Origin of the sequence: Streptomyces sp. NPDC049915 (assembly GCF_040656475.1) — a bacterium.
In the GTDB taxonomy this organism is placed as follows: domain Bacteria; phylum Actinomycetota; class Actinomycetes; order Streptomycetales; family Streptomycetaceae; genus Streptomyces.
The window spans coordinates 482,213-508,293 of record NZ_JBFAMH010000003.1 but is presented as its reverse complement, the minus strand read 5'-3'; the positions used below and the strand labels follow the sequence as shown (position 1 = coordinate 508,293).

General features: G+C 68.7%; 25 protein-coding genes and 1 pseudogene. 14 read left to right on the top strand and 12 right to left on the bottom strand.

Annotation, left to right across the window (positions count from 1 at the left end):
- Together AB0J12_RS07320 and AB0J12_RS07315 are read right to left on the bottom strand one after the other, a co-directional pair.
- Window positions 1-128, bottom strand: a 128-nt coding sequence (locus AB0J12_RS07320; RefSeq protein WP_363263234.1) for a cold shock domain-containing protein, incomplete at its 3' end; no start/stop codon positions are given.
- 908 nt (window positions 129-1,036) lie between these two features.
- Window positions 1,037-1,330: a restriction endonuclease gene (locus AB0J12_RS07315; protein WP_363263203.1), complete on the bottom strand. Its 294-nt coding sequence runs from the start codon at window positions 1,328-1,330 to the stop codon at window positions 1,037-1,039.
- Window positions 1,331-2,369: 1,039 nt separating this feature from the next.
- Between AB0J12_RS07315 and AB0J12_RS07310 the strand changes: the two genes are divergently transcribed.
- Genes AB0J12_RS07310 through AB0J12_RS07290 form a run of 5 tightly spaced genes read left to right on the top strand, consistent with a single transcriptional unit; the run spans window position 2,370 to window position 5,982 of the window.
- Complete coding sequence (locus tag AB0J12_RS07310) at window positions 2,370-3,914, top strand: ATP-binding protein (protein WP_363263202.1); 1,545 nt, start codon at window positions 2,370-2,372, stop codon at window positions 3,912-3,914.
- A 40-nt stretch (window positions 3,915-3,954) separates the two neighbouring features.
- Window positions 3,955-4,392: a roadblock/LC7 domain-containing protein gene (locus AB0J12_RS07305; RefSeq protein WP_363263201.1), complete on the top strand. Its 438-nt coding sequence runs from the start codon at window positions 3,955-3,957 to the stop codon at window positions 4,390-4,392.
- Between the two features lie 2 nt (window positions 4,393-4,394).
- Window positions 4,395-4,775, top strand: a complete 381-nt coding sequence (locus AB0J12_RS07300; RefSeq protein ID WP_363263200.1) for a DUF742 domain-containing protein — start codon at window positions 4,395-4,397, stop codon at window positions 4,773-4,775.
- On the top strand, window positions 4,753-5,355 hold the full coding sequence (locus tag AB0J12_RS07295; RefSeq protein ID WP_363263199.1) for an ATP/GTP-binding protein: 603 nt from the start codon (window positions 4,753-4,755) through the stop codon (window positions 5,353-5,355). Before AB0J12_RS07300 ends, AB0J12_RS07295 begins: the two co-directional genes overlap by 23 nt.
- Window positions 5,356-5,388: 33 nt before the next feature.
- On the top strand, window positions 5,389-5,982 hold the full coding sequence (locus tag AB0J12_RS07290; protein ID WP_363263197.1) for a GAF domain-containing protein: 594 nt from the start codon (window positions 5,389-5,391) through the stop codon (window positions 5,980-5,982).
- A gap of 91 nt (window positions 5,983-6,073) precedes the next feature.
- Here the strand turns inward: AB0J12_RS07290 and AB0J12_RS07285 are convergent, their stop codons facing one another.
- From AB0J12_RS07285 to AB0J12_RS07270, 4 genes are all read right to left on the bottom strand, one after another.
- On the bottom strand, window positions 6,074-7,306 hold the full coding sequence (locus AB0J12_RS07285) for an acyl-CoA dehydrogenase family protein (protein ID WP_363263196.1): 1,233 nt from the start codon (window positions 7,304-7,306) through the stop codon (window positions 6,074-6,076).
- A 547-nt stretch (window positions 7,307-7,853) separates the two neighbouring features.
- Window positions 7,854-8,087, bottom strand: coding sequence for a helix-turn-helix transcriptional regulator (locus AB0J12_RS07280; RefSeq protein ID WP_363263195.1), 234 nt, complete (start codon window positions 8,085-8,087; stop codon window positions 7,854-7,856).
- Window positions 8,088-8,174: 87 nt separating this feature from the next.
- The gene (locus AB0J12_RS07275) at window positions 8,175-9,371 is read right to left on the bottom strand and encodes an IS110 family transposase (protein WP_363263194.1); all 1,197 of its coding nucleotides are present in this window, start codon (window positions 9,369-9,371) and stop codon (window positions 8,175-8,177) included.
- A gap of 198 nt (window positions 9,372-9,569) precedes the next feature.
- A complete protein-coding gene (locus AB0J12_RS07270) occupies window positions 9,570-9,773 on the bottom strand; it encodes a hypothetical protein (protein WP_363263193.1) in 204 nt (67 codons plus the stop codon).
- On the opposite strand from AB0J12_RS07270, the gene AB0J12_RS07265 reads away from it, so the two are divergent.
- Complete coding sequence (locus tag AB0J12_RS07265; protein ID WP_363263192.1) at window positions 9,774-10,154, top strand: hypothetical protein; 381 nt, start codon at window positions 9,774-9,776, stop codon at window positions 10,152-10,154. It abuts the gene before it with no gap.
- Window positions 10,155-10,188: 34 nt separating this feature from the next.
- Window positions 10,189-10,437 (top strand): hypothetical protein, encoded by a 249-nt coding sequence (locus AB0J12_RS07260; protein ID WP_363263191.1) that lies wholly within the window; start codon window positions 10,189-10,191, stop codon window positions 10,435-10,437.
- 49 nt (window positions 10,438-10,486) lie between these two features.
- On the opposite strand, the gene AB0J12_RS07255 is transcribed toward AB0J12_RS07260, so the two are convergent.
- Window positions 10,487-11,236: a transposase family protein gene (locus tag AB0J12_RS07255; RefSeq protein WP_363263190.1), complete on the bottom strand. Its 750-nt coding sequence runs from the start codon at window positions 11,234-11,236 to the stop codon at window positions 10,487-10,489.
- A gap of 169 nt (window positions 11,237-11,405) precedes the next feature.
- Between AB0J12_RS07255 and AB0J12_RS07250 the strand changes: the two genes are divergently transcribed.
- Window positions 11,406-11,750 carry a hypothetical protein gene (locus AB0J12_RS07250; RefSeq protein ID WP_363263189.1) on the top strand — a complete coding sequence of 115 codons (345 nt, stop codon included), beginning with the start codon at window positions 11,406-11,408 and terminating at the stop codon, window positions 11,748-11,750.
- Window positions 11,751-12,206: 456 nt separating this feature from the next.
- On the opposite strand, the gene AB0J12_RS07245 is transcribed toward AB0J12_RS07250, so the two are convergent.
- Window positions 12,207-13,451: an MFS transporter gene (locus AB0J12_RS07245; RefSeq protein WP_363263188.1), complete on the bottom strand. Its 1,245-nt coding sequence runs from the start codon at window positions 13,449-13,451 to the stop codon at window positions 12,207-12,209.
- 485 nt (window positions 13,452-13,936) lie between these two features.
- On the opposite strand from AB0J12_RS07245, the gene AB0J12_RS07240 reads away from it, so the two are divergent.
- Entirely contained in the window at window positions 13,937-14,557 is a 621-nt protein-coding gene (locus AB0J12_RS07240) for a TauD/TfdA family dioxygenase (RefSeq protein ID WP_363263187.1), read from the top strand.
- A gap of 794 nt (window positions 14,558-15,351) precedes the next feature.
- Here the strand turns inward: AB0J12_RS07240 and AB0J12_RS07235 are convergent.
- Window positions 15,352-16,188 carry a helix-turn-helix transcriptional regulator gene (locus AB0J12_RS07235; RefSeq protein WP_363263186.1) on the bottom strand — a complete coding sequence of 279 codons (837 nt, stop codon included), beginning with the start codon at window positions 16,186-16,188 and terminating at the stop codon, window positions 15,352-15,354.
- Window positions 16,189-16,305: 117 nt separating this feature from the next.
- On the opposite strand from AB0J12_RS07235, the gene AB0J12_RS07230 reads away from it, so the two are divergent.
- A complete protein-coding gene (locus AB0J12_RS07230; RefSeq protein WP_363263184.1) occupies window positions 16,306-17,370 on the top strand; it encodes an aldo/keto reductase in 1,065 nt (354 codons plus the stop codon).
- Window positions 17,371-17,677: 307 nt separating this feature from the next.
- Here AB0J12_RS07230 and AB0J12_RS07225 read toward each other — a convergent pair whose 3' ends face one another.
- Both AB0J12_RS07225 and AB0J12_RS07220 read right to left on the bottom strand, forming a co-directional pair.
- On the bottom strand, window positions 17,678-18,235 hold the full coding sequence (locus AB0J12_RS07225; RefSeq protein ID WP_363263183.1) for an XRE family transcriptional regulator: 558 nt from the start codon (window positions 18,233-18,235) through the stop codon (window positions 17,678-17,680).
- A 9-nt stretch (window positions 18,236-18,244) separates the two neighbouring features.
- On the bottom strand, window positions 18,245-20,482 hold the full coding sequence (locus AB0J12_RS07220; RefSeq protein WP_363263182.1) for a helix-turn-helix transcriptional regulator: 2,238 nt from the start codon (window positions 20,480-20,482) through the stop codon (window positions 18,245-18,247).
- A gap of 274 nt (window positions 20,483-20,756) precedes the next feature.
- Here AB0J12_RS07220 and AB0J12_RS07215 point away from each other — a divergent pair, with 274 nt between their 5' ends.
- The gene (locus AB0J12_RS07215; protein WP_363263181.1) at window positions 20,757-20,921 is read left to right on the top strand and encodes a hypothetical protein; all 165 of its coding nucleotides are present in this window, start codon (window positions 20,757-20,759) and stop codon (window positions 20,919-20,921) included.
- Between the two features lie 91 nt (window positions 20,922-21,012).
- Here the strand turns inward: AB0J12_RS07215 and AB0J12_RS07210 are convergent, their stop codons facing one another.
- Complete coding sequence (locus AB0J12_RS07210; protein ID WP_363263180.1) at window positions 21,013-22,803, bottom strand: helix-turn-helix domain-containing protein; 1,791 nt, start codon at window positions 22,801-22,803, stop codon at window positions 21,013-21,015.
- A 79-nt stretch (window positions 22,804-22,882) separates the two neighbouring features.
- Between AB0J12_RS07210 and AB0J12_RS07205 the strand changes: the two are divergent.
- The 3 genes and pseudogenes from AB0J12_RS07205 to AB0J12_RS07195 all read left to right on the top strand — a co-directional run.
- Window positions 22,883-23,125, top strand: a pseudogene (locus AB0J12_RS07205) (hypothetical protein); the annotation flags it as partial.
- A 433-nt stretch (window positions 23,126-23,558) separates the two neighbouring features.
- A complete protein-coding gene (gene dnaK, locus AB0J12_RS07200) occupies window positions 23,559-25,460 on the top strand; it encodes a molecular chaperone DnaK (protein WP_363263179.1) in 1,902 nt (633 codons plus the stop codon).
- An 8-nt stretch (window positions 25,461-25,468) separates the two neighbouring features.
- Complete coding sequence (locus AB0J12_RS07195) at window positions 25,469-26,080, top strand: nucleotide exchange factor GrpE (protein WP_363263178.1); 612 nt, start codon at window positions 25,469-25,471, stop codon at window positions 26,078-26,080.
- The last annotated feature ends 1 nt before the right edge of the window (window position 26,081 follow it).

The window sequence follows — 26,081 nt, the reverse complement described above, 5'->3', positions numbered from 1 at the left end:
TGCAGCTCGCGGTAGCCCTGGCTGGCGATGTTGGAGTAGTGGGCGAAGACGTCGGGGCCGCCGCCCTCCTGCTCGATGAAGCCGAAGCCCTTCTCACTGTTGAACCACTTCACTGTGCCCTTGGCCATGACTGTCTCCTTTGAGGGAAACCGGGCACGCACCCTGCGCGACCGGGAGGTGATCGCCCTGGTCCGGAGAGGCGCTAAACAGCAAGAACGCCCGTGATGGCGATCACGGGCGAACGGAACTTCGGAACCACGACTGCTGATCACAACGCTATAACGGCATGACGGAAGCCGCCAGCGAAAACACGCCAGCATCCGGCCCGGAACGAAGGCCTGGATCGGCCGTGAGGCTCGTCGATGGTGATCAAGCAGTTCCGCGCCCTTCTTCCGCACCAGGCGGCGGCGAGTCATGGCCTCCTTGCCGCCGACTGTTTTCCGGGTGGTCCTCACCGATCACGCGTGACCGGCGCCCGCTACGACCACCACGAGCGCGTCACCGGCCCGCAACTCCCCCACCTCTTCCAGCGCCGGCCCTACTGGCGGGCACATGTCCTGAACGAGACCAGCATCAAACGCCTCCTCGACCGCACCCTCGCGGCCACCGGCCACCGGCCACCGGCCACCGCGACGCCTCCGGCGAGCCCTTGCGCTACACCCCGCACGACTTCCGCCGAATGTTCGCCACCGAAGCTGTCTGACATTGGGGGGCCGCTGGTGGCGTTGGTGAAGGAAGCGGCGGGTTCCGTGAGCGCCCAGGCTGCGAACCGACGGCGGGGCGGGTGTGGGATGACGTTGGTGTCGGATCTGGTGCTGTTCGGCGACCAGGACACGCGCAACACACCACAGGGTTTGCGAGCGGGAGCCAATTTCGTCCTTGCCGTGGACGTGCAGGGTCTCGTTCCGCCCGCCCGTGAGGGAACGCGGGTGCACGACGGTCGGCGTGCTGCTCCGACTCGGCCTCCACCAGCTCCAGGGCAGTGGTGGCGTCGCGCACACGGGAATCCGTGGTCGCGCCCAAGTGCGACCCGAATTCAACAGGTGCCGGCGACGGTGGCGGGCGCGGCTGCCTGGATGCGGTCGAGGCGTTCGTACAGGGCGCGCACCAGCCGGGCGCGGTGCTGGACGCTGTGCACGGTGGCCTGAGGCGGGGCCGACAGCCGTCGTTCGGCTTCGGCCAGGACGACTTCGGCGAGGGCCCTCGGGCCGCTGTCGGGAGAAAGCTGTGCGGCGTGGCGCTTGACGTCGGCGGCCACCGCGGTGGCGGGGCCGGTCAGTTGCAGCGCGAGCTGCTTCAGGACGCGCGAGCAAGGTTCGGGTTCTGCCATGCAAGGACGGCGGTGACAAGCGCCTCGTAGGGGGGCGGTCGAGGGGAGGTTGGGCCGCTCGATCAGTCCGGTCGGGTCGTGCAGGACCGTGTGTGATCGGGGCCTCGCGGTGTCGTAGCCGAAACTCGCGCTCTGCCTCGCGGGTTCGGGCCGCGATGCGGACCACGCCGCCCGCCACCCACACTCGTTCCACCCGCACCGCGTCGAGGTGCGGAGGCGCGATCCGTACGAAGTCATCACGCTCGCTGACAGTGCCGCTACCCATGACGGAGCGTCACCGTCGCACGGTGGCAGACCCGAGCTTCACGGAAATCTTGCCAGGGCCACTCACACGAGTACGCGGACAGCGAGTCCTGAGCGGCAGGCGCAGCGGCGACTATGGCCTGAAGGGCCCGGCCTTGCAGCCGCCGACGCCCCGCCCCGCCGCTCTCGGCAGGCCCGTGCGGGCCTTGCCCTTCCTACGACCCGATCGGGCCCGAAAACCCCGAGGTCATGCGCCGGTTTCCACGGCGAGCTGTCCGGGCAGCAGGCGGCGCGGCTGCCCAGGGCGTGACAGCGGGGGCTGGTGGACGTCGCCCTGGCCCGGCTGGAGCGCTGCGAGTGAACACCAGCTGTCCGTGCCGCGCTGGGCTACGCCAGGTCAGCGAGGACCTGGCTGGGTACCGGGCCGTGACTGTCTCCGGACCGGCTGCGGGTCACGATTCCTCCAAAAATCAATCCGCCCCTTTTGCAGTGATTAGGGTCGCGATGTGATTACTGCAATGGCATGAGGTTGGCGTAGGGTGGCCGAGCTATTAACTGCCCGGTCGCTACCTTGAGTTGACGGTTTCTCGGTGGCGTGTTGCTGGGCACCACCAGGCTGATCGAGAGGACTCTCATGTCTGAACCACCGACATATGCAGCGCCCTCGGGAACCGGTCGGCCGACCGCTGCGGGTTCGGCGCGAACCAGGCACGGTAAGCCGCCGGCGCGGAATCAGGCGCCAGATCCCGCCACGCGCTCCCGGATGCTTCGCCTTACGGTCCTTCCTGCGGCCTTCATGGCACTGCTCGCGGCCGCGCTGGTCGTTTTCGTTCTGTCCGCCCAGTCCGGTTCAGTCGCCGCCGCCACTTGGGGTGTCCTCACTGCTGCTGTCGTTCTGGGTGCCGCGGTGCTGCTCGTCGCCGCGCGCACCGCCACGGCCGAGGCCCGTCGGGCGGCCGGGCGCTACGTCTCGCTGCTGAGCACCGTCGCCGCAGGCCAGAACGATCTTCAGGACACGGTGGTCGCGCTGGAGCGGGGCATGCGGGTGCCGCTGCCCCAGTTCACGCCGCAGGCCCCCGCCCAGACCGACAGCTTCGGCCGTCTCGCGTACGCCGTTGCCCGCCTGCAGTTCGAAGCGAAAGCCGCTATCGCCCGGTCGGCGCAGCTCGCGCAGGGCGGTGCGCCGGGCAGCGAGGAACGTGTCGAGGTCTTCGTCAACCTCGCCCGGCGCCTTCAGTCCCTTATCCACCGCCAGATCACCATGCTGGACCGGCTGGAGAATGAGGTGGAGGACCCTGAGCTGCTCAAGGGCCTCTTCAACGTCGACCACTTGGCCACTCGTATCCGCCGGCACGCGGAGAACGTCGCGGTCCTCGGCGGGTCGGTGTCGCGTCGCCAGTGGACTCGCCCTGTGTCCCTGATGGAGGTGCTCCGCTCTTCGATCGCCGAAGTTGAGCAATACCCCCGTGTCATGCTGGTGCCGCCGATCGAAGGATCGCTGCGCGGCCACGCGGTCGCCGACGTCGTCCACCTGCTGGCCGAGCTGGTGGAGAACGCCACCTCGTTCTCCGACCCCGGCAGCCAAGTACTGCTGCGCGCCCAGCGGGTGACGGCCGGCCTGGCCGTCGAAGTCGAGGACCGTGGCCTTGGCATTCTCCCGGAAGAGCTGGCCCGGCTCAATTCGCTGCTCTCCCAGCCTGACCGCATCGACCTGGGCAAGCTGCTCGCGGACGGCCGTATCGGCCTGTATGTAGTCTCCGAGCTCGCGCGGCGCCACAACATCGTGGTGCGGCTTCAGAGCAACATCTACGGTGGCATCCAGGCAGTCCTGATCCTGCCGCACACGCTCATCGGTGACGAGAGCGACCAGTCGCCGTCGCAGGCCGCTGCCGAGGTGCCCCAGCCGGCACAGCATGCGGTGTCTCAGCATCCTCCTCTTCCGGTGGAGCCCGTGGGGCGATACGTCCCCCCGGCGCTGGACACCGCCCAGCCGGTTACTCAGCCACAGCCGATACCGCAGACGCAGCCGATGGGCGCCCCGACCCCCGCCCCACCGCAGCACGCTCCGCAGCCCAGTCCGCAGCCCACGGCCCCCGTCCGACACCCAGCGCCCCAGGGTCCCGGACGCTTCGATGGAGATTCCCGTTCCGGGAAGCCGCAGCTGCCGCAGCGCCGGGCACAAGAGCACCTCGTGCCAGAGCTGAAGGAAGCGCCCACCACGCGGATGTCGGGGGGCATGTCCCAGGGCGAGCATGATCCGGGACTGATGGCGGCCTTCCAGCGAGGACACCGCCTCGCAGAGGAGATATCCGTCGACAGCCCCGCTGACGACTCTCGCTAACTGCAGATCTCGCACTCACCCCCGAGGAGAAAGACGCACCATGGTGAGCGACACGCGTACTGGTCGAAACCAGGACCTCGACTGGCTCTTGCAGGGCCTCGTCCAGAGGGTCCCGCATACCCGCAGCGCACTTCTGCTGTCTGCCGACGGAATCAGGAAAGCTTCCGAAGGGCTGACAAACGATGAAGCCGACCACATGGCGGCTCTGGCGTCCGGAATGCACTCGCTCGCCCGCAGTCTGGGGGTCCGCTTCGCCGGCGGCGACGATGTGCGGCAGGTCGTTGTGGAGCTCGACACGGTCCTTCTCTTCGTGACCGCGGCAGGCTCTGGGACCTGCCTGGCGGTTCTGGCCGACCGGGAAGCTGATGCGGCCGTGCTCGGTTACGAGATGGCGATGCTGATCAAGAGCGTCAGGGCCTATCTCGCTACGCCTGCCAGGCACGAGGCACCGGCGTCGCCGGGCGCGATGGGGCATTGAGGATGACGGACGCGCAGGAAGGGATGTGGCTGGACGATGAGGCCGGACGCTTAGTGCGGCCCTACACCGTCAGCAACGGCCGCACCCAGCCCGCCATCCATTTCGACCTTCTCAGTCTCGTGATGGCGACGGGCACCCGGCCCAAGGCATACCTCGGTGCCGAGCACGACCAGGTCCTCACCCTGTGCGAGCACCGCCCCGTCTCTGTCGCCGAGATCGCCGCGCGGCTACGGCTGCCGGCCACGATCACCAAAGTCCTGCTGTCCGACCTGCTGGGGCATGAAGCGCTCGTTACCCAGGCGCCCCGCCCCATCGAGGCGGCCTCCCCGACCGACCGAGCCCTCCTGGAGGCGGTGCTAGATGGCCTTCGTAAGCGGATCTGACCCCTTTCCCACTGCCGTTAAGATCCTCATCGCCGGCGGATTCGGCGTAGGCAAGACCACCTTCGTCGGCTCGGTCAGCGAGATAGCACCGCTGAGCACCGAGGAGCTGCTGACTCAGGTCAGCGCCCGCACGGACAGCCTGGTGGGCATCGAGGACAAGACGACCACCACCGTGGCGATGGACTTCGGCCGTATCACCCTCAGCCGGGACCACGTTCTGTACCTCTTCGGTACGCCGGGGCAGGAACGGTTCTGGTTCATGTGGGACGAACTGTCCAACGGAGCGCTGGGCGCGGTCGTCCTCGCCGACACCCGCCGGCTGGACCAGTGCTTTGCTGCCGTCGACTTCTTCGAGCGGCGCGGCATCAGCTTCGTGGTAGCCGTCAACCAGTTCGACGGCGCCTACCACTACACACCGGAAGAGATCCGCGCCGCCATAGACCTCAAGCCCGAGGTACCCATCGTGCTGTGCGACGCGCGTCTGGGCGCCTCCGGCACCCAGGTACTCATCGCGCTCCTTGAGTACCTGCTTGCCCCCGCTCCCGGCACGCCGTCCGCGGAGCCGACCCTGCTGCACTGACGCCCCGGCCAGCGCCACCGAATGGAGCCTTCTATGTCCGCGCCTGTCCCCTACACACCGCTCAACGACCCGTCAGCCCCCCGGCTGGTGACGCCCGACGACCCGGACGCACCCGCTCGCGTAGCCCGATTGCGCCAGATCGGTGTCGGCAATCTCCCCGTTCCGGAGTTCGACCAGTTCGCCCGCGATCTGGCCCGCAGCGTAGGCGCTCCTTACGCGATGGTGAACTTCATCGACGAGAACCAGCAGTACTTCGCCGGTCTGTTCACCCCCGCGGACGGGCAGCCGAGCGTCGACCTGGCGCCGCAACAGGCCAGCACCGGCCGAGTGATGGCCAAAGACCACGGTTGGTGCCCGCACGTCGTCGTGCGCAAGAAGGCGCTGGTGCTCGAAGACGTCTGCGACTACCCCAGGTTCGCCGGGAACCCGGTCATCAACCAGATCGGCATCCGCTCGTACATCGGCGCGCCACTGATCGACTGGAACACGGGCATCGCTCTGGGAACGGTCTGCGCGATCGCCCCTGACATCACCCCCTGGGGCCGGCAGGGCCTGGAAACCATCAAGTCGATGGCACAGCGGATGGTCGACCGGCTGCACCAGATAGAGGATCAGGGCGGACTCTGACGCCACCAATGCCCACGGTGGCGGGAGAGGGCCCACGAAGGCACGAGGCGGGGAGCCGCGGGCACGACGCTGTGTCCGCGGCTCCCCGTGTTTACACGGCAGCCGGCTCCAGCCGCTCGTCGTCCAGCTGATCCCTCTGCCGGAGCCTCACCACGTCGGCGAGGCGCTCCGACCACTGGCCTTTGGCCCTACCCAGCGCGAACTCGCCCAGGCGCAGCAGCTGAATCTCGGACGTGCCAGCCGGCGCGTAGATGTGCTGCGCATCGCGCAGATAGCGCTCCACGGGGCGGTCGGTGAACAGGCCGCTCCCGGCGTGGATCTTCATGGAGTCTTCGGCCGACTCGATGGCCGCTTCGACGTTGAGGTACTTGGCGTTCATGAGCTCCGCGTCGCAGGGCTTGCCCTGGTCCAGGAGGTGCACGGCGTGGTACGCGGCGAGCCGGGCGGTCATCAGGCGTTGCTGCATCGCACCGAGCCTGAGTTTGATGCTGTTCAGCTCGCCGAGCGGTTGGCCGTAGCGCTCGCGCTCGATGCACAGGGCGGTCGTCTCCTCGACGACGGCCCGGTGGATGCCGAGGGAGACCGCTGTCAGATTGGGCCTGCCGTAGAGCACGCTGGACGAGTAGGCCACGGCCAGGCCCTCGCCCTCGGCCCCGAGGAGATTCGCAGCAGGCACCCGGCAGTTGTCGAAGATCAGCTTGCCGAAGGAAAAGCCGTGCAGTCCCATGGCGGGCTGGTGCACGGCCAGGGTGAGGCCAGGACGGTCCTTCTCGACGAGGAACGCGGACAGGCCTTTTGACCCTTCACCGGTCCGGGCCACCACGCCGTGCACGTCGCCGACGTGGGAGTTCCCGACGAAGACCTTGTGGCCGTTGAGGATGTACTCGTCACCGTCGCGTACCGCGGTGGTGACCATGCCCAGGACGTGGCCGCCCGACCCTTCCTCCGTGGTCGCGATCGTCGGCAGGCAGTCCCCCGCAGCGATCCGCGGAAGCCACTTTCTCTTCTGGACATCGTTGCCGAAATGAATGACCTTGGCCACACCGAGCTGCGAGGCCTGCACCATCGCGCCCATCGCCCCGCAGACCCGGGACAGTTCCTCGATGATGATCGTCTTGGCCAGGTGCCCGGCCCCCATGCCTCCGTACGCCCGGTCGATCGTGACGCCGATCCAGCCCTGCCGCGCGATCAGCCGGGACAACTCATGCGCCACGCCCCGAGTCGCCTCCATCTCCGGTATGCGCGGCCGCACCTCACGCTCGGCGAACTCACGCACACGCTGTCGCAGATCCTCATGCCACTGCTTGGTGAAGTACCCCTGCACAGGCCCCTCCTCGATGCTGCCTCCGCACCCGCTCGGATGCGGGGGACGTCCCTCGGCAGTGGTTCTCCGCCTCCAGGCAGACCCTTGTGTGATTGTCGCCTTATCGATCCATCTCGGCCAAGATCGCCAGCACTGATTGGCGGAAACACCCCGCCTTGCCGAGCAACCTTGACCGCGTGACGTGATAGAGCACCTGTTCGAGACGAGCGACAATGAAATGAAGTGACGTATGAATCAGTCGGGTCATCTGGTGACGGAATATACCCCTCCACCAGGCACCTACCGATCCAGGGCGTGACCGGCGGGCAGCGCAATCAGCCCTCAAATCCCTGGCAGGTTAGAGCCCGTTGCACAACAGCGGCCACCGACGCACGAGCACAATCCAGCCATCGTCTGGGCAGGGAGGATAAACGTGTGCCTCACTGGGCACACCTACGGTCCGGCCGCACCACCGCCGCGGCCGGCCCCAGCCTCAGCACCCCCGACGGCCCTCCGGTCACGGGCAAGCCCTGAAGTTCCTCGCCGACTGGCCTCCTTCGTTGCGGCCTCATGGACGGAGCAGTCGGTTTCCATCTTGGATCCGCTCAGCCACGGCTGCGTTGCCGACCGCGGCGCTATCCAAGAAGGGCATGGTGGCCAGCGCCGCTGTCAGGAGGCACGCGTAACGTTCACGTACCTCTCCACTCGGATCGGCGCCTGCCTCCCAGTCGCCAACCATCGACGGACGGACCCCAAGCGCATCGGCCAACTGCCCACGCGCAAGCTTTATCGCCTCACGCACGAGTCGGCGCCACGTGGGCGTGGCAGCCACGCCTATGCAAGAGGCGAGGCTGGCGAAGGAGAGCTGAAAGGCTTCCCAATGCTGAAGTCAAGCCGCTGCTGTGACAGGCGGTGTGGCTTGGTAGCACGCTCCGTCGCGGATCAGGGCCCACAGGACGTTGACGCGACGGCGCGCGAGTGCCAGCAGCGCCTGCTTGTGGCCCTTCCCCTCGGCGCGTTTGCGTTGGTAGTACGCCTTCGAGGCCGGGCAACTCTTCAGGCTCGACAAGGCCGACAGGTACATCGCATTGAGCAGGCCGCGGTGGAACCGGCGTGGCCTGCGGAGGTTGCCGCTGACGCGGCCAGAGTCGCGTGGGGCCGGGGCCAAGCCGGCGTATCCGGCGAGTCGGTCGGCGCTGCCGAAGGCGTCCATGTCGCCGCCGGTGGCGGCGATGAACACGGCCCCCGTCTGCTTGCCCATGCCGGGCAGGCTCAGGATCACCTCGGCATGCGGGTGCTCGCGAAACCGGGCCTCGATGAGGGCGTCGACTTCAGCGATCTCCTCGTCGAGGGCCATGACCCCCTTCGCCAGCCGCACGACCATGGCGGCGGCCAGCTGCTCGCCGAGCAAAGCCGTGTGCTGAGCCTCTGCGGCCTCTGTAACCGTCTTGGCAAGCGCGGCAGCACCACGGACCTTGCGGTTGCGCAGCCACGTCTCGATGCGCCTGGCTCCGCTGCGGCGGATCACCGCCGGGGTCTGGTAACCCGTCAGCAGCATGACCGGGCCCTTGTTCGTCAGGTCCAGGACGCGCTCCAACGCCGGGCAAATCTCCAGCAGTTGGGCTCGGAGCCGGTTGATCTGTCGGGTCCGGTCGCAGACCAGATCGGTGCGGCGGGTGGTCAGGGTGCGCAGGTCGACGGCGATCTCGTCGCCGGGCCGCAGCAGGCCCAGGTCACGGCGCATGCGGGCCTGGTCGGCGATGACGAAGGCGTCCTTGGCGTCCGTCTTGCCCTCGCCCCGGTAGGACGCCGAGGCCCGGTGCACGGTCAGGCCGGTGATATAGACCATCGGCTGGCCGTGGCCGAGCAGCAAGCCGATCAGCAGGGCAGCGCCACCGTGGTTGAGGTCGACCGCCCACAGCACGTCGTCGTCGAGGGCCAGGACGTCTCCGATCAGTTCCAACAGGGCCGATTCGTCGTTCAGGACCCGGCGGGACAGAAGCCGTTCGCCGTCCGTGTTGATCACCACACAGTGGTGGTGTTCCTTGCCGATGTCCACTCCGGCCCATATCCGGGGCACGGTCACCTCCGCCAGCTCGTCGCGCTCTCACAGCCCAGCAGACGACCTCGCCGACGTTGCCCTACACAGCGATCGAGTCGCATCTCCCAATTGGCGGTCGAGTCGTCGCGGGGCTCCGGGCGGCCAAGCCTTTCCAGCCATCGGACGGCTAACCGCTTGACAGCCATACCCAGAGCCCCTGGGTCCCGCTGATCTTACGAATGATCAGTTCGAACCCACGATCAAGAAAGTAGGGCAACTGCTGAGCGCCGCTCGCAGCAGTTGCAGCGCCGCCAACGGCTCCAGCATCTCCAGCGAGAGCGTGAACTGGAGCGTGGCCGGAGTACCGGAAGCCGCAGGGATCATTAGCTGCATGCTGCTGCCCGCCAGTTCTACCCTGACCGACCAGCCGACACTGCCGCGCCCCACATGCGACAGCGTCCCCGGGTAGCAGGCGGTGACTTGCTCGCCGTCGAGGAGATCTATGAGCGCATCGCGGCCGGCGGCGCCTTCGATGTCCGGGCGAGCGCCGGGGCCATCGGAGGCGTCGAGCTGCCGCCGCGCCCCGAGGCCGCGCGCAAGAAGGCGGCCCAGTTGGCCGAGTTGCTGCAGGACCTGGAGGTGGTGCAGCGCCACTGCGAGCAGTACTTCCCCGTTCCGGGGGAGCTCACCCCGACGGACCCGATCACTCTGCTCATGGCGCGCCTGCTCATCCAGGGACACTGCGTGATCTCCCCGTTCCTGCCCCGGGCCCGCTTCACCCTGACCGGGCAGGACTCCCCCCGCCCTGCGGGTCCTGCTCAGCGGTGAGCCCCATGCGATCCAAAATGGGACCCCTACGTGCGTGATCACTGTCGCCGGACGGCATCTGGACCTGAGCCCCGTGCGTTCCTACCACCCCCACATCACCGTCGACGAGGAAGACGGCCGGCAGGCGCTGGCCGCCCTGGGGACCGGGCGCGGCGACGGTCGCGAGGTCACCGTCCGGCCCGTCGACGGCGAATGCTTCCGGCTCCTGCTGCAAAACACCGCACCCCGTAACGGGTGGACTCCCATGCCGCTGGAACTGCCCGGCTTCCCAGAACCCCGCTGAGGCAGTCCACGGCAAGCGGGGGTTTTTACTCGTCGCTCAGTGAGCCTTTTCAGCGTCGCTTCTCCAGGATGAGGACGGCCTTGGTGATGGCGGTCATGCGGTTGGGGCTGATACGGGCTCTGCGTAAGATCTGCCAGGACTTCAGCCGTGCCATGCCGCGCTCGACGGGCGCTCGGGCCTGGGCGAGAGCGCGGTTGACCGTGCGCTGAGTGAGGGAGAGTTCGCGGCCGGGTGGGCGTTTGACTCCTGTGGCGACCCAGAGGCCGGCGTCCTGGTAGGCGCGGTCGGCGAGGAGCGGGACACCCTGTCGCTCGCAGATTCGGATGATCTTGTGAGTACGGGCCGCGGTCAGGTCATGGGTGCGGCCCGGCAGCGCGGGCGAGATCCACAGCACCTCACCAGCGGGATCGGTGACGACCTGGATGTTCACTCCGTGCCGGCGGTGCTTGGCCGCGTAGTCCGCCCGGCTGTCGCCGACGCGGTCGCACTCGACGAGGGTCCCGTCCAGCAGCACGAAGTCGGGGTCGTTCTCGCGCAGGGTTTTCAGCAGGCCGGGTGCGCGGGCCGCGAGTAGCCCGGTGACGGCGGTGACGTAGACGTGGGCGGTGCCGACGGATATCACGAAGCCAGCCGCGATACGGGCGAGGGTGTCGTGGCGCCGCAAGTACACGAGAGCGACGAGCGCCCGCTGGTGCGGCGGGAGTTTGCACCTTCGGTCACCCTCGCGGGCGACGATGAGCATCGTCACCCACTCGACCAGGGCGTGGGGCAGCTCGAGTGCGGCAGGACAGGGAACCAACGAGGCTCCTGAGCCGATGGGTTGAGACTTCGAACATCTCCCTCAACGGCACGGGAGCCTCGTGCCTTGCGGCCCCGCCTCCACCACACTGGCATCACCCGATCGGTGGCCGCGCTGAAACGGCTCACTGAAGCCGGGCGATACCTGCCTGGGGGGCATCCCCGCGACCGTGGTGCACGTCCAGGCGGTCCACCGCTTCGACCCGCCTCTGGTCACCGGCATGCTGCCCCGGCCCGCGTCCTACCTTGAGGTCCTGCAGCAAGGTGAGACCCATGATCCTTCCCTTGAGGACCAGGGCTACACGATCGATCCGGCCGGCGGCGAACCAATACGCATTGAGCTGTTCTTCCGTCCGTACGCCTTCCTTGAACTGGGTGATGAGGTTGCTGACCAGAAGGGGCGCGCCTGGCGGTTCGATGCGGCCTGGGACTGGCACCCCTTCGACGGTGAGCAGTCGGGCACTCCGACCTGGCCGCTGCAGTTGCTCACCCGCCATCGTGAGCCGACACCGTAGGAAGCCGAAGAGGTCGCCCGGGCAACAGCGGTCGGCAGCCACACGGACGAACTGGAGCGGTGGAGCGGACTCACTCGCGCGCGACCAGCCGCCCATCAGCCGTAGCCTCTCGGGACCCTACTGGCCGCACTGCGACAGGACGGTCAAGAAAGGACAATTTCGTAACAACTACCGTGCTTCGGCTCACGAGTCGTTTTATAGCAGGGTCCGGAATTCGACATCCTCACCGAGGTCGACGCCGACAGCATTACCAGGCCTCTCACTGCCATGACGACTGCACAACGTGGCTCAGACGTATCAAGGCGGCTGTCAGCAGGCGGCAGGCGGCAGGCGGCAGGCGGCAGGCGGCAGGCGGCAGGCGGAGAAGGGTGGCCAGCGGCATCGCGGTTCACCTTCAAAGTCACTCCTGTCGGCAGGCAAGAAACGAGCAAGCATCCTGCTCGCCGATCGTACTTCTCAGGCGGATGAACTCTCCTTTACCGGGCGGGTGACTGTGCGGCGCAGTGCCGGTCGACAGAGAGGCGCGACCGGTAGGGAGCAGGTGAGAAAGACCAGTGCGAGGATGCCCCAGCCCGCCCCCCCGACGCCGCTGACCAGCGTGACGACCAGCGCGGGCCCAACCGCCACCACGGCGCCTTCCGTAGTGGCCGCGACAGCTTGGTACTGGCCTTGGGCTCCGTGTGTCATGAGCTTGATGGACAGTCCCCACCGGGCTGCCACGTAGTACAGCTCCCCCATCACGTGCAGGCCCAGTCCGGCGAGGACGACGATGGCGGCCACCACCGGGCTGGTGGGCCAGGCGGCTGCCGCGAAAACCAGGCAACATCCCGCGAGCGCGACGCTGGCGCGCCATGAGGAGCGTACGGCTCCGGACAGTCGTTGTCCGGTGCGGGTGACGCGTACCTGGAAGAGGGCGATCAGGAGGGAGCTGACCAGCACAGACAGTGGGGCGATCCATACCGGTGCCATGGTGTCCTCCTTCAGCCACAGAGGCAGGCCGCTGGACAGAAGTGCCCAGCACAGGGCAAGGAGGGCGGTACTGCTCATGATCGCTGTGAAGGGGACGTTGCGCAGTGCCGCTGTGCTGACTTGACGCCTTGCGGCGGGCACCGGCGGGACGTGCGGGAGGCGGGCCAGGATCGCGGCCGAGACGACGAAGGTGAAGCTGTTGACGATGACGGCGGCGTGGTAAGGGGCGGCCGACTGGCGCGCGAGCACCCAGGCGGCGGCGCCCGCGCCGGCGGCGTAAAGCAGGTGCTGCACGACGCGGACCCGGGCGAGGACAGGCAAGCAGTCCCGTTCGGGCACCATCAGGTGCACGAGCGCCACCTTGTTGCCTTTGGCGGCCGTTTCCGTCGAGGTGAACAGGGTGGCAGCGGCCATGAGTGGCCAGAAGGTGTGCGTGGCCAGAAAAGTGAGTGAGGAAGCGGCGCGCAGAACGGTGACAGCCACGAGGGTCTCGCGGGCGCCGAGACGATCGGTCAGCGTGCCGAAGGGCAAGGCGGCCAGGAGGCCGAGCCCCCCGCCCAGTCCCATCGCGAGGCCCATCGTCGCGGCGGGGACGCCCTGAACGGAGGTCAGGTAGACCGCCCACATGCTGAACCAAAGTCCGTCTCCCAGGGCGGTCGCACCTTCACTGAACAGAAGACGGCGAACAGTTAAGCGATCTTTCTGGGCTTTCTCGGCACGAATCTGGCTCAATTGCGTCAACCCTTTCCTGCCGCAGGATGCCGGAGACCTGTGGCCGCTTCACAGCTCGCTTCAAGCCCCGATCAAGGAGCATGACTTCAGCCGTCTTCAGCCTCGCCCTACGCCCTCCGGTGTGACTCTGCGGATGCGGACACAAAGATCCGCTCCTGGGTACCCGGCAGCTTTACGAGCAAACAGAATTACTTTCAGCAATCGCCAGCGATCACATCTCACCCCTCGCTGAACAGCGAAAATTACAGACTGTGACTGAAGCCGCAGGCATGCGTGTATACAGAACGTTAAATTATTCGGGCCCTTGACATGCCTCTGTCTGCCCTGAATATCGTGACGACGCGTCACCGGTTATGCCGTCGAGTCCTCGGCCCTTTGAGGGCCCCGACTTCGTCATGCCATCTGCAATACCCGTGCGTAATTCATAGCCGCCTGCACTGATGCGCATGGGTGCAAACTTCCGCCCACTTCCGTCGGAGGAATAAATGGCGCACTCGCCTCTCAGCATTCTCTCTCAGGCCGATTTCAACGGCGATCCGTTGACCGATGAGCTGTTGATGAAGACTTTCCACCAGCTCATGGACGAGCAGGGCTACGTCCTGATGTGCAACGTGCCGGAGGCGTTCGACCCAGTGAGGTTCTGCCGGAACCTGGGCCGCTTCGTGCCCAACTACACCGGCGCCGTCGTCGGCGACGTACGTCCAGAGCCCGGCATGGACGACGTCTACCACGCGGGCAACACCCGCCCGCTGACCCCGCACTCGGAGGGATACGACTTTGCGGTCGCCCCTCCGCGGTACATCGCGCTGTGGTGCGTCACGCCGGCCGACGGGCCGGGCGGGGAGACCACGCTCGCCGACACCAGGCCCTGGGTCGAGGCCCTCTCGGCCGAGGAACGCGCGGGCCAGGGCCCGCTGCGACGCCGACTTCGCCACCCGGTGGTGGCACTGGTTCTTCCGCGCCCAACCCAGCCCGGGTCCGGAAACCGTCAGCGGTATCAACCTCAGCCTCTGGTACCCAGAAACCCCCGAGGACATGGGCCAGGAATCCTGGGAGGACCTCCAGCGCGCGCTCAGCGATCCGCGGACCATCCACGCCATGTGTGAGGACTATCGGGCCGGACTCGGCATCGACCGCCGGCACGACGACGAGGACCGAGCAGCCGGACGACGCGTGCAATGCCCCACCCTCGCGCTGTGGGGCACAAAGAGCGACCTACCTCTGCTGTACCAGGACATCAAAGCCATCTGGCAGAACTGGAGCGCGGGCGAACTGATTGCCAAGGGCATCGAGAGCGGTCACCACATCGCCGAGGACGCTCCCGCGGAACTGGCCGAGGAACTGCGCAGGGCGTGGGCAGGGGCGAAGGCACCGAGTCAGAGTCCATATAGACATGGGACGCCCGACTTGCCGGGCTCCACTGCTCCGAAGGGCGAGAAGGCCCGGAACTTCTCCTCGCGCAGGATCGTGTCCAGGCGCTGCTGGGGGGACATGCTGCGAATGTTCTCGGCGACCCAGATGGGCCGACTCCCATTTCGGCCGCTGGAGTGGATCAGATATGGTCATCATCGGCCTCGTATGCGTGGTGCGGATTCGGGAACGGGCCGCCGACAGAGCGCTGTACGACGGCCCGCCGATTTGAGCCGAAGCACGATAGTTGTCACCGGGGCACCTGACGACCTGCGACTTCGGTGCGGGTGAAGCACGGTGGTTGTCACCGGCTACGGCTGTCCGCCGGTCGCCTGAGCTGCATGGCGACTCAGCCAGTGAGCCTGGACACGTTAGGTGGAACCAGTAAGGGTCGGTGAGCTGTGGTTCCTGGTCCGTGGGGCACGCTTGTTGGCACCAATTGGTCACGCTTCTTGCAACCAACCGTGAGTTGTCGGTCTTCTTGGCCCAGTCACCGCGCGCACAGCCGGTCCAGAGACGCGCGGCTCTCCTCGTCCGCGGCGCGGTAGACCAGCAGGCGCAGTTCCGGGTCCTGGAGCGGCAGCAGGACTTCGAAGTCGACGGTGATCGCACCGGCGACCGGATGCCGCAGCAACTTCCGGCCGCGTCCGTTGACGGCGACCTCCCGCTCCGACCACAAGCGGGCGAAGTCCTCGTCCTGCGTGGCGAATTCGGCGATGAGGCCGGACAGTTCCCGGTCCTCCGGGTGTGCGGCCCATGCCGCGCGCAGGTGGGCGATCCCGTCCCGCAGCACCTGTTCCCGGTCGGCGTAGAAGCCGCGCATCGCCGGGTGCAGCAGGCACAGCCACATCGCGTTGCGCCGTGACGGCGGCACGGCCTCAAAGCCCGGTAGCAGCCGGGCCATTTCGGGGTTCCAGGCGAGGATGTCGTAGCGGTGGTCCAGCAGCATGGCCGGCAGCGGCGACAGGTCACCGACCAGGCGGGCCAGCGATGGCGCCGCACCGGCGGCCGGCCCACCGGTGGTGCCGGGGCGGCGACGTCCGGCCAGGTCGAACAGGTAGTCGCGTTCGCCTGGATCCAGGCACAGGGCACGGGCCAGCGCCGCCAGCACCTCTGCCGAGGGCCGGAGCCCGCGGCCCTGCTCCAGCCGGACCACGTAGTCGGTGCTGACCCCGGCCCGTTCGGCGACCTCCTCTCGGCGCAGCCCCGGCGTCCGCCGGGGCCGCCGGTGCGACGGCAGGCCCAGCCGGTCCGGGTCGAGGCCTTCGCGCCTGCTCCGCAGGAAGGCGGCCAACTCCTGGGCACTGTTCAGGGTTCGGGTCGTCATGACCGGTCCAACCGCCAGGGTGGGACCGGTCTTCCCAGGAAGTGCCGTCCCTTACCCCCGGGCCGCCGCCGCCACAGACTCGGTCCCGGCAACGGACCACGAGCACAGGAGGACCTGATGGCACTGACCCTCGACGCCTACCGGCTGCTGGGCCGCTCGGGACTGCGGGTCTCACCGCTGGCCCTGGGTACGGCGACCTTCGGCACCGAGTGGGGCTGGGGCGCCGAACGGGCCGAGGCCCGCAAGCTGTTCGACCACTACGTCGGGCTCGGCGGCAACCTCCTCGACACCGCCGACACCTACACCGACGGCAGCTCCGAGCGCCTGCTGGGCGAGTTCGCCCGCGAGGAGCGCGAACGCCTGGTGCTGGCGACCAAATACTCGACGCTGCGCCGCCCCGGCGACCCCAACTCCGGGGGCGGTCACCGCAAGGCCCTGTTCGGCTCGGTGGAGGGGAGCCTGCAGCGGCTGGCCACCGAGTACATCGACCTGCTGTACCTGCACGTCTGGGACTTCCGGACGCCGGTCGAGGAGGTCCTGCGCGGCCTGGACGACCTGGTCCGGCAGGGCAAGGTGCTGTACGTGGCGATCTCCAACACCCCGGCCTGGCAGGTGTCCCGGATGCAGGCGATCGCCGACCTGCGCGGCTGGTCGCCGCTGGTCGCGCTGCAGCTCGAGTACAGCCTGATCGAACGCACCGCGGAGCGCGACCTGATCCCGATGGCCCAGGAACTGGGCTTGGGCGTGGTCCCGTACTCACCGCTGGGCGGCGGGGTGCTCAGCGGCAAGTACAGCCGGGACGACGTGACCGCGACGGGCGCCGGCACCGGCGACGGCACCCGCAGGGGCCTCAACCTCGCCCTGGGCACGCTCACCGAACGCAACCTGGCCGTGGCCGGGGTCGCCCGGGAGGTCGCCGCCGAGCTGGGCCGCACCCCGGCCCAGGTCGCGCTGGCCTGGACCCTGCAGAACCCGGGCGTGGCGACCACGCTGATCGGGGCCCGCACTCCCGCCCAGCTGGAGGAGAACCTGGGCGCCTTGGAGGTCGAGTTCACGGCCGCCCAGGTGACCCGCCTGGACGCAGCGAGCGCGATCGAGCTCGGCCAGCCGCACGACCTGCTGGCGAGCGACCACATCCGCCGGGTGACCACGGGCGGCCTGCGGATCGAAACCCGCCGCTGACGGCCGGCCGTCAGCGGCGGGAGCCGGGGTCTGCTCACCGTCCGGGCGAGCCACGTCCCGATCGCTTCCGCCGTCGGACTCCGTCGAACCCAGTGACCTCCACCGTTCTCACGCCCCCCGGTCGGAGGTGAGCCTGGTCGGCGCCGGCCGAACTGGTTCCAACTCTCGTGACCAGGTTCCAACCAGCGTGTCACGGCTCAGCCAGGCGCGCCTCAGCCGGGAGCTTGGTGACAACATGCCTGCCTTGGTGACAACTATCGTGCTTCCGCTCAGGTCCGGGGCTCGTAGGCTGTTCGGGGCGCGGCTGCTACAGGTCGAACTCGAGGTGCTCGATGTCCGTGAAGCGGACCTCTTCCAGGCTGCCGGCGCGGCGGCCGCCGTCCTGGAAGTAGACCTCCTTGAGCGCTTCGGCGGCGATCTCCTGCAGTCGGGCGTCGCTGGCGCCGGCCTCTTGGGCTTCGAAAAGGCGGGCGGCGTAGCGGGGCGGCAGGGCGACGGTCAGGTGCCGGATGCGGTCCTGGTCCGTCGACCCGATCGGCGCGGTGTAGCCCATGCGGGCGCGGGTGTCGATGACGATGCCGCCCGTGCTCGCCGCCTTCGCCTTGGCCTTCGCCCGGATCTGCGGCTGCCACCGGGCCTTCACCTCGCGCTCCAGGCGCCTGGCGAGGTCGGGTCGGGGCTTTTTGATCTGGTCCTTCACGTACCGCTCGACGGTGCGCTGGGAGATCCGCAGCATCTGGGCTACCGCCTTCGTGCCTTTGAGCTGCTTGACCAGGTACCGCATCTGCGCGCCCGGCCTCTTGGGCGCCGGGCGGGTGAACGCCTTCTGCACCGCGGCTTCCAGGCCGTCGCCGAACAGGCTCATCACCTACTCCTACTCTCCGTTGTCGACGTCGGCGACGGTGCCGTCCTTGATGTACCGGGCGAGGTTGAGCTCCGGCGCGTTGAACCGCTCCCGGACCTCCTCGCCCCACAGGACACTCTGGGTGCCCTCGTGTTTGACCAGGCCGGGGTTGATGCCGAGCTTGAAACCGCCCGGTAGCGGCTTGCCGTCCCGGTAGGGCAGGAAGTCCAGCGGGCTCTCGCCGTTGGCCGCGTACACGACACAGTCGGACAGGATCGCCACCGGGTACTGCCCGGTGAACGCCGCGTGCTTGACGATCTTGCGGTGCAGGTTGATCCGGGTACGGGAGATGACCGCCGCCCGGATGTCCGGCCGCCACGTCGGCCGGGACAGAGCCCGCCACGGCTCGCCCGGCCGCCAGCCCTCACCGCGCGGGCGCTCACGGAGCTTGCCCAGGCCACCCTTCACCGTCGCCTTGATCGCCGAGACGACAATCGCCAGCTCCGGGTCACGCTCCTTGCAGCCGTCCATCGCCGCGAGGAAGTCGGCCGGCTCCATGTCCGCGTGTACGCCGAGGTCGGCCATCGTGGCCAGGTAGGCGTCGCGCAGCCGCTGATACCAGCCGTCCAGGTAGCGGCCGTTGTCGTAGCGCACCCACGCCTCCAGCGGGCGTACCTCGTAGCCCAGCTCCTGGGCGTAGGCGACGGTGGGCGTCGCGTACCAGGCCGGCCCCTCCGGGTGCTCGCCCTTCGGCGTGAACGGGGAGGGCAGCAGGCTGCCGTCCAGCTCCACCCACTCCTTGCCGACCTTCACCCGCGACAGGTCGACATGGCTCAGGTCCACCAGCCACGAGCCCGGCAGCTTCGGGTCGAACACGGGGTTCTTGACGTGTGTCGGTGCGCCGAGGCCGACGACCAGGCCGTTGGCACCTGCGGCGAAGGCCATGTTGACGTCGATGCCGACGAGGTGCCGAAGCGTGCACTCGGCGTCCGTCATCGGCCGCGCCCAGTCGTACGCCTCCTCGAACAGCTTCTCGCCGGGGCCGCGGACGTGGAAGCGCGGCAGGTCCTTCAGGAGCGGGTGTCCGTCGGGGGCCTCGCACGGCGCGCAGTCCACCGGGTCCCTCCCGAGGGAGCCGGGGTTGTGCTCGGAGTGCCGCTTGCCGTCGGCGTCCGGCTCGGAGGCGCGCGTCGGCGGGTGCAGCGCGGTCATCAGTTCCAGGCCCGTCACGGCCGTGGAGCCGCGCGGTGTCATCACCCGGGACGCGTACACGCCCAGCACGCGGGCGAGTTCGGCCGGCGGGAGCTGCCTGGCCTCCCCCCAGTGCCGGGTGTCCAGCGCGTTCCAGGAGGGGATGCACAGCTGCACGCAGGCCCGCTCCGAGCCGGTGGCGGGGCGGTAGATCCGCGCCCACGGCCCGAACCCGCGCTTCGTCAGCTTCCACTCCGCACGCGCCAGCTGCTTGATGACCTTGTGGCCCTCCGGCAGGCGCCCGGCGAGCCGCTCCTCGTCGGTGAGAGTGATGGGCAGGCCGTAGCGCTCCAGGGCGGCCTCGGTGAGCACCAGCAGCGGATCGGCGTCCTTGCCCGGCCCCGACAGCTTCGGTTGCCCGAGCTTCGCCTCGCGCAGCGTCCAGTCCACCAGGGCCGGGATGGACTTGGCGGGCACGTCCAGGACCAGGCCACCGGTGCAGTAAGCGAGGACCTGGCCGTCGTCGTCGACGTCGACGACCGCGAGCGGTCCGTTCTCGAACCGCGGGTCGATACCGCCCGCCGGAGTGCCGGCCGGGGCCGCCTTCTTCGCACCCGGCCGGCGCGACGTCGACGTCGGCCTGGTGGTGCGCGCCGGGCGGGTCACGGCCGCGGGAGCAGCGGCGACGGGAGCAGGGGCAGAGGTCTGGGGGTTCTCGGTTGCAGTCATGGCCGCAGCCTCGGAGGCCCGGTCTTTGGGCAGAGTCCCGGCTTCCATCGGGTCGGACGCGCCGGTGAACGTGTCGGGCACCGGGGCGGCCGGCTCCTCCGGCGCGGGGTAGAGCTCCGCGAGCTGCTTGAGCAGCCTCGCGTACGCCTCACGCTCCGGGCCACGCGGCTCGGTCGACTTCTTCGTCGACTCCCAGCCGGACACCGTGGCCCGCCGCACCTTCAGCGCCGCGGCGACTTCGTCCAGCGTCAGCCCGTGCGCGGTGCGCAGCCGCTTGCGCTCCTCCGCCGGCGGCAGCGGAGAGCGGGACGCGACCAGCGCGTCGACCGCGTCGAACAACTCGGACATGGACACCTCCTGACCCACACTCTACCCCACAGACCGTACGTTCCGCGTGCATTTACCGTACGAATGACGTACGAAGCGCGTTCGATGGACTTAGGAGCGGTGGCCAGGGAAGGGCTGGAAGCCATCGCGCCACATGAAGCCTTTGCGGGGAGAAATGGGGGGTCGCACGCTCGGAGTAACCAGAGGGTCACCGTGGGGTGGAAATCACCTGCGCCGACTCACGGCTGGTCATGTCGATGTCGACGATCCTGCACGGCGCCTCGCACAGAGCCGTATGAAGATCATGGAACAGCTCCAGGCGGGCGTCACCGGGTTGCGCCAGGAGAACCGGGAAGTCCGCCGGCGCCAGGACCGGATGATCAACGACCTGAACGACACGCGGGGCGTCGACGTCCTGCATCCCTTCGCGCCGCGCGAGGGGACGACATGGTCGTCCTAGTGCTACCCACCCCCACCTACTGCAGCGCTGTCACAGCGCAGCCCGGCCAACTGCCGCCCGGTATCGCTCACACAATGGCTCTAGCGGGGTATCAGCCGGGTCCGCCCATCACGATCTTCCACACTCGGGTCGCCACCTGGAGGTTCAGCCGGTCCTCGACGTTCGCGAGGTCGTTGCCGCTGATGTCGCGGATGCGCTGGAGCCGATAGCGCAGCGTGCTGCGGTGGATCGCGAGGGATTCGGCGGTCTCGTCGTAGTTGCCGCCGCAGTCGAAGTACCGGGACAGGGTCTCCACCATGGCCGCGTGGTGCTGGGAGTCGTAGTCGATGAGCTGCCCGAGCCACTCGTGGACGAACGTCTCCAGTTCCCGGTAATCGTTACCAGGTCCCAGGATGCGGTAGAGGCCAAGCTCGTCGAAGAACGTCGTGCCGTAGCCCTCGCGGGAGTGACGTCGCACTTCCAGGGCGCGCTGCGCCTCCTGGTAGCGGTGGGGGATGTCGTACAGGGAGTCGCAACGGGCGCTCACCCCGATCGTCGCGGACCGTGTCCCGGTCTCCCGGGCGAGCGCCTCGTAGAGCGCGCGGGCGTGCGGCCTGTCGTCGGCGACCAGGACCACGTGGTCGGAACGTCGGGTTAGCAGCGAGCGCATGCCCACGGCAGAGGCCGCCCGGCCCACGGTCTGCGCGAAGGCCTCGTCCGCAGTCCGGTCCGACCGCTGCACCACGACGACGTAGTGACTGCGGTGCAGGTCGTGTCCAACTGCCTCGGACCGGGCATAGGCGCTTGCCTCGTCCGCCCCTGCCAGGAGGTCATCGACCAGCTCGCGGTGCAGCCTCAGCTCCACTTCGGCCAGATTGCGCAGGTGCGCCAACTCCAGGGCGAGTGACGTGGCGGCGTGTTCCAGCGCGAGCACGGTGTGCTCGTCGGCTTCGTTCCGGGCATCGACCAGGGCCAGCAGACCCAGGATCTCGCCGTGCGGGCGGACCAGGGTGATCAGCCGGTCCCTTATCCGCACCGGCCCGACCTCCCGGGCGACGGCGTGCAGCATTTCGTTCTGGCGCACGGGGTCCGGTTCCGGATAGGGGGTGGGGCGGCTGGGGCCGGTCCAGGACCTCAGCCGACCGAAGCGGTCCTCGACCAGCGCGGGGAGTCCGGTGAGCCCGTGCAGTGCGCGGGTGATGGCTTCCTCGCCGCCGCCCGAGGCAGCGACGTCGGCCATGAGCGCGTGAACGGCCCGCTGGTACCCCAGCTCAGCCGCGACGGAGATCAACTGCCCCTGGAGGGCTGTGCGTTCCTCCCTGAGCCGGTGCAGCTCCAGTGCGTCCTCGCGTCGGCGGCGGTGTGAAAAGGCGACTGACAGTGCAGCAGCGGTGTGCCGGACGAGCGCGGCGAGCAGGGATCGCTCGGCCTCGGTGGGCCGGGAGCGGGACGTCACCACGAGGTAGCCGTGGAGTCTCTCGAGCCCGCGCAGTCCCAGGGCCCGGCCCCAGGGGCTGCCGGGTACGGTCACAGGGCCGTCCTGCCCGGCCAGCTCCCGCACCCTCCGGTCCACGGCCGAGGCATGGATCTGCCCGCTCGGGCTGGGGACCAGGTCGCCGTCCACCTTGAGGTATCCGGCCTCGGCGCTGTATGGCCCTGCGGTGGCTATGTACTCCATGGCCAGGCGCAGGATCTCGCCTTCATCCGGGGTGTCGAACAGGGTGCGGGAGAACGCAATCAGTTCGTGGAGAGCATGGTCGGCCGGGGATGGAGCGGGTGGGCGGGGCTGTCTCCGCACAGCCGGGGAGTGCCGCCCGGCGCTGCCCCGCGGAAGGCTGCTGCCCTGCCGGTTGGAGTAGCGGCCGTACAGGCGGTACAGGTTGTGCGCCCGACTGCTGGCCATGGGATCACTCCGTTCTCCCTGAGCCTTCAGGGAGGCGAGCGGTGCCTCGGGTACCCGCTCGCAGGCCGGCTCATCCGAGATGTTCGGATTCCTTCTTTCGTACTCGTGGGGCGACCGGACCCGTGCATTTCTGACTCGCCAGGGGCAGGCGTGGCGCCACTCGGCCCGCCACCCTGGGGTGTTTGAGACCCTCCGCGCGCACCTTGGGAGGAAGGGATGGGCGATGACCGAGCAGCATCGCAGGCCGGTTGCCCCGAACAAGACGTACCGGGAAGCCGAACGCGCCGTTGACCACCTCTCTGACCACGGGTTTCCCGTGGAGAGCGTGGCGATCACCGGCCAGGACCTGCGCGTGGTCGAGCAGGTGATCGGCCGGGATGGACTACGGCAGGGCCGCCCTTCACAGAGCGGCGAGCGGAGCGCTCCCCGGTGTCCTGATCGGCTGGCTGTTCGGCCTTGTGAACTGGCTCGCCCCGTCGTCTCCGCCCTGCTCCTCGCCCTGTACGGGCTGACCTTCGGAGCGATCGTCGGCGCGCTGTTCGGCATGATGCTGCACGCCCTGCAGGGCGGTCGCCGGGTTCGCCTCGCTCCGCTCGATGCAGCCGAGCCGGTACGAGGTCGTCGTGGACGAGGCGGTCGCCGACGAGGCTGTACGGCTGAGCGGCGCGCTGCAGACCACCGGCGGAGGTCCCACTCGTACCTGAAAAACGTGATCCGGAGAGTCGGCGCAGGCGCCGGACCGGGAGGAGTTCCTCATGGCGAAGGCAGTGGGCATCGACCTGGGCACCACCAACTCGGTGATCGCCGTGTGGGAGGGCGGCGAGCCGTCCGTCGTGCCCAATAGCGAGGGCAACCGCACGACACCGTCCGTGGTGGCCTTCACCGACACCGGGGAACGCCTGGTGGGCCAGCTGGCCCGGCGCCAGGCGATCCTCAACCCGAAGGGCACCATCTACTCGGCCAAGCGGTTCATCGGCCGGCACTTCGACGAGATCTCCGACGAGGCCAGGGCGGTGGCGTATGACATCGTCGAGGGCGACGGCGGGGCGGCCCGCTTCAAGGTGCGCGACAAGCTGTACGCGCCTGAGGAGATCAGCGCCCAGGTGCTGCGCAAACTCGCCGACGACGCTTCCAAGCAGCTGGGAGAGCGGGTCACGGAGGCGGTCATCACGGTGCCCGCCTACTTCAACGACGCTCAGCGCACCGCCACCAAGGACGCCGGACGGATCGCCGGACTGGAAGTGCTGCGGATCATCAACGAGCCGACGGCGGCCGCCCTCGCGTACGGCATGGACAAGAAGCAGCACGAGACCGTCCTCGTCTTCGACCTGGGCGGCGGCACATTCGACGTGAGCATCCTCGACGTCGGCGACGGCGTGGTGGAGGTGCGCTCCACCGCCGGCGACAGCCACCTGGGCGGCGACGACTTCGACCGGCGTCTGGTGGACTACCTCGCGGACGACTTCCAGAAGGAGAACGGCATCGACCTGCGCAAGGACCCGCAGGCGCTGCAACGACTGTTCGAGGCGGCGGAGAAGGCCAAGACCGAACTCAGTTCGGTGACGCAGACGCAGGTGAGCCTGCCGTTCATCACCGCCGACGCCTCGGGCCCCAAGCACCTCACCGACTCGATCATGCGGTCCACGTTCGAGCAGATCACCAGCGACCTGGTGGAGCGTTGCCTGGGACCGGTCCAGCAGGCCATGGCCGACGCCAAGGTCGGCGAGAGCGACATCGACGAGGTCATCCTCGTCGGCGGTTCCACCCGCATCCCCGCCGTCCAGACTCTGGTCCGCCGGCTGACCGGCGGCAAGGAACCCAACATGAGCGTCAACCCCGACGAGGTCGTGGCCCTGGGCGCAGCGATCCAGGCCGGGGTGCTCAAAGGTGAGGTCAAGGACGTCCTGCTGCTCGATGTCACGCCCCTTTCGCTGGGCGTCGAGACGCGCGGTGGCGTGATGACGAAGATCATCGAACGGAACACCACCATCCCCGTGCGCCGCGCCGAGACCTTCTCCACCGCCGAGGACAACCAGCCCGCCGTCGACATCGTCGTCCTCCAGGGCGAGCGTGAGCGGGCCGCCGACAACCGGGTGCTCGGCCGGTTCCAGCTCACCGACATCCGGCCGGCGCCGCGGGGCGAACCACAGATCGAGGTCATCTTCGACATCGACGCCAACGGCATCCTCAACGTCAGGGCCCGCGACAAGGACACCGGCAAGGAACAGGGCATCACCATCAGCGAGAGCTCCAACCTGGACCGCAGTGAGGTCGAACGCATGGTCCAGGAGGCCGAGCGCAACCGGGGCCAGGACCAGGCACTCCGCGAGGCCGTCGACGCCCGCAACGGACTCGACGCCGTCGCCTACCAGGTCGAGAAGCGCCTCGCCGAACTGGGCGACGCAGCGCCCGCACACGAGAAGGCGCGCGCCGAGATGCTCGTGTCCGACGCCCGGGCGGCGGTCAAGGAAGAGGCAGGTGTGGAGCGCGTGCGGCCCCTGACCTCCGAACTCCAGCAGGTGCTCGCCGGGCTGGCGGCCCATCAGGGCGCCGCTACCACAGGCGGTCCCGGCCAGGACACCACCGGGGGCGGCGCGACCGGTGGCCCGAGCGGCGGCGACGACGACGTCATCGATGCCGAGTTCGACAAGGACTGAGGCGCGCCATGCCCAGCCGCCCCCAGGAACCCGACCGGGCCGCGTCGGAGCCGGTCGAACCGGTCCCGGAAGGCGCCGTACGCCCTCCTCGTGGGGATTTGCCGCAACCGGGCCCGCCGCCCCGGCCGGAAGCGGCGAACGACGAACCGGGACCCGACGCCGCCCGCCCCGCACCTGCCGAGGACGAGTACACGACCGCGATCCAGGAGCTGGAGGACCGCTGGCGGCGCGCGCTCGCCGACCTCGACAACCTTCGCAAGCGCCACGCCAGGGAACTGGAGCGGGAGCGGACGGTCGAGCGTTCCCGCACGGCGGCCGCCTTCCTGCCCGTCCTGGACAACCTCGAGCTCGCCCTGACCCATGCCGGCGCTGATCCGGGTGCCATCGTGGAGGGCGTCCGGGCGGTCCGCGACCAGGCGGTGAACGTCCTCGGCCTGCTCGGCTACCCGCGGCACGCGGAGACCGGCGTCGCCTTCGACCCGGCCCGGCACGAGGTGGTCGGTGTCGTCCAGGACCCCGACACCCCACCGGGAACCGTCGTCGAGGTGCTGCGCCCCGGCTACGGGGACGGCGAACGGCAGCTCAGGCCCGCCGCCGTGACGGTCGCGAAGCGGGAGTGAC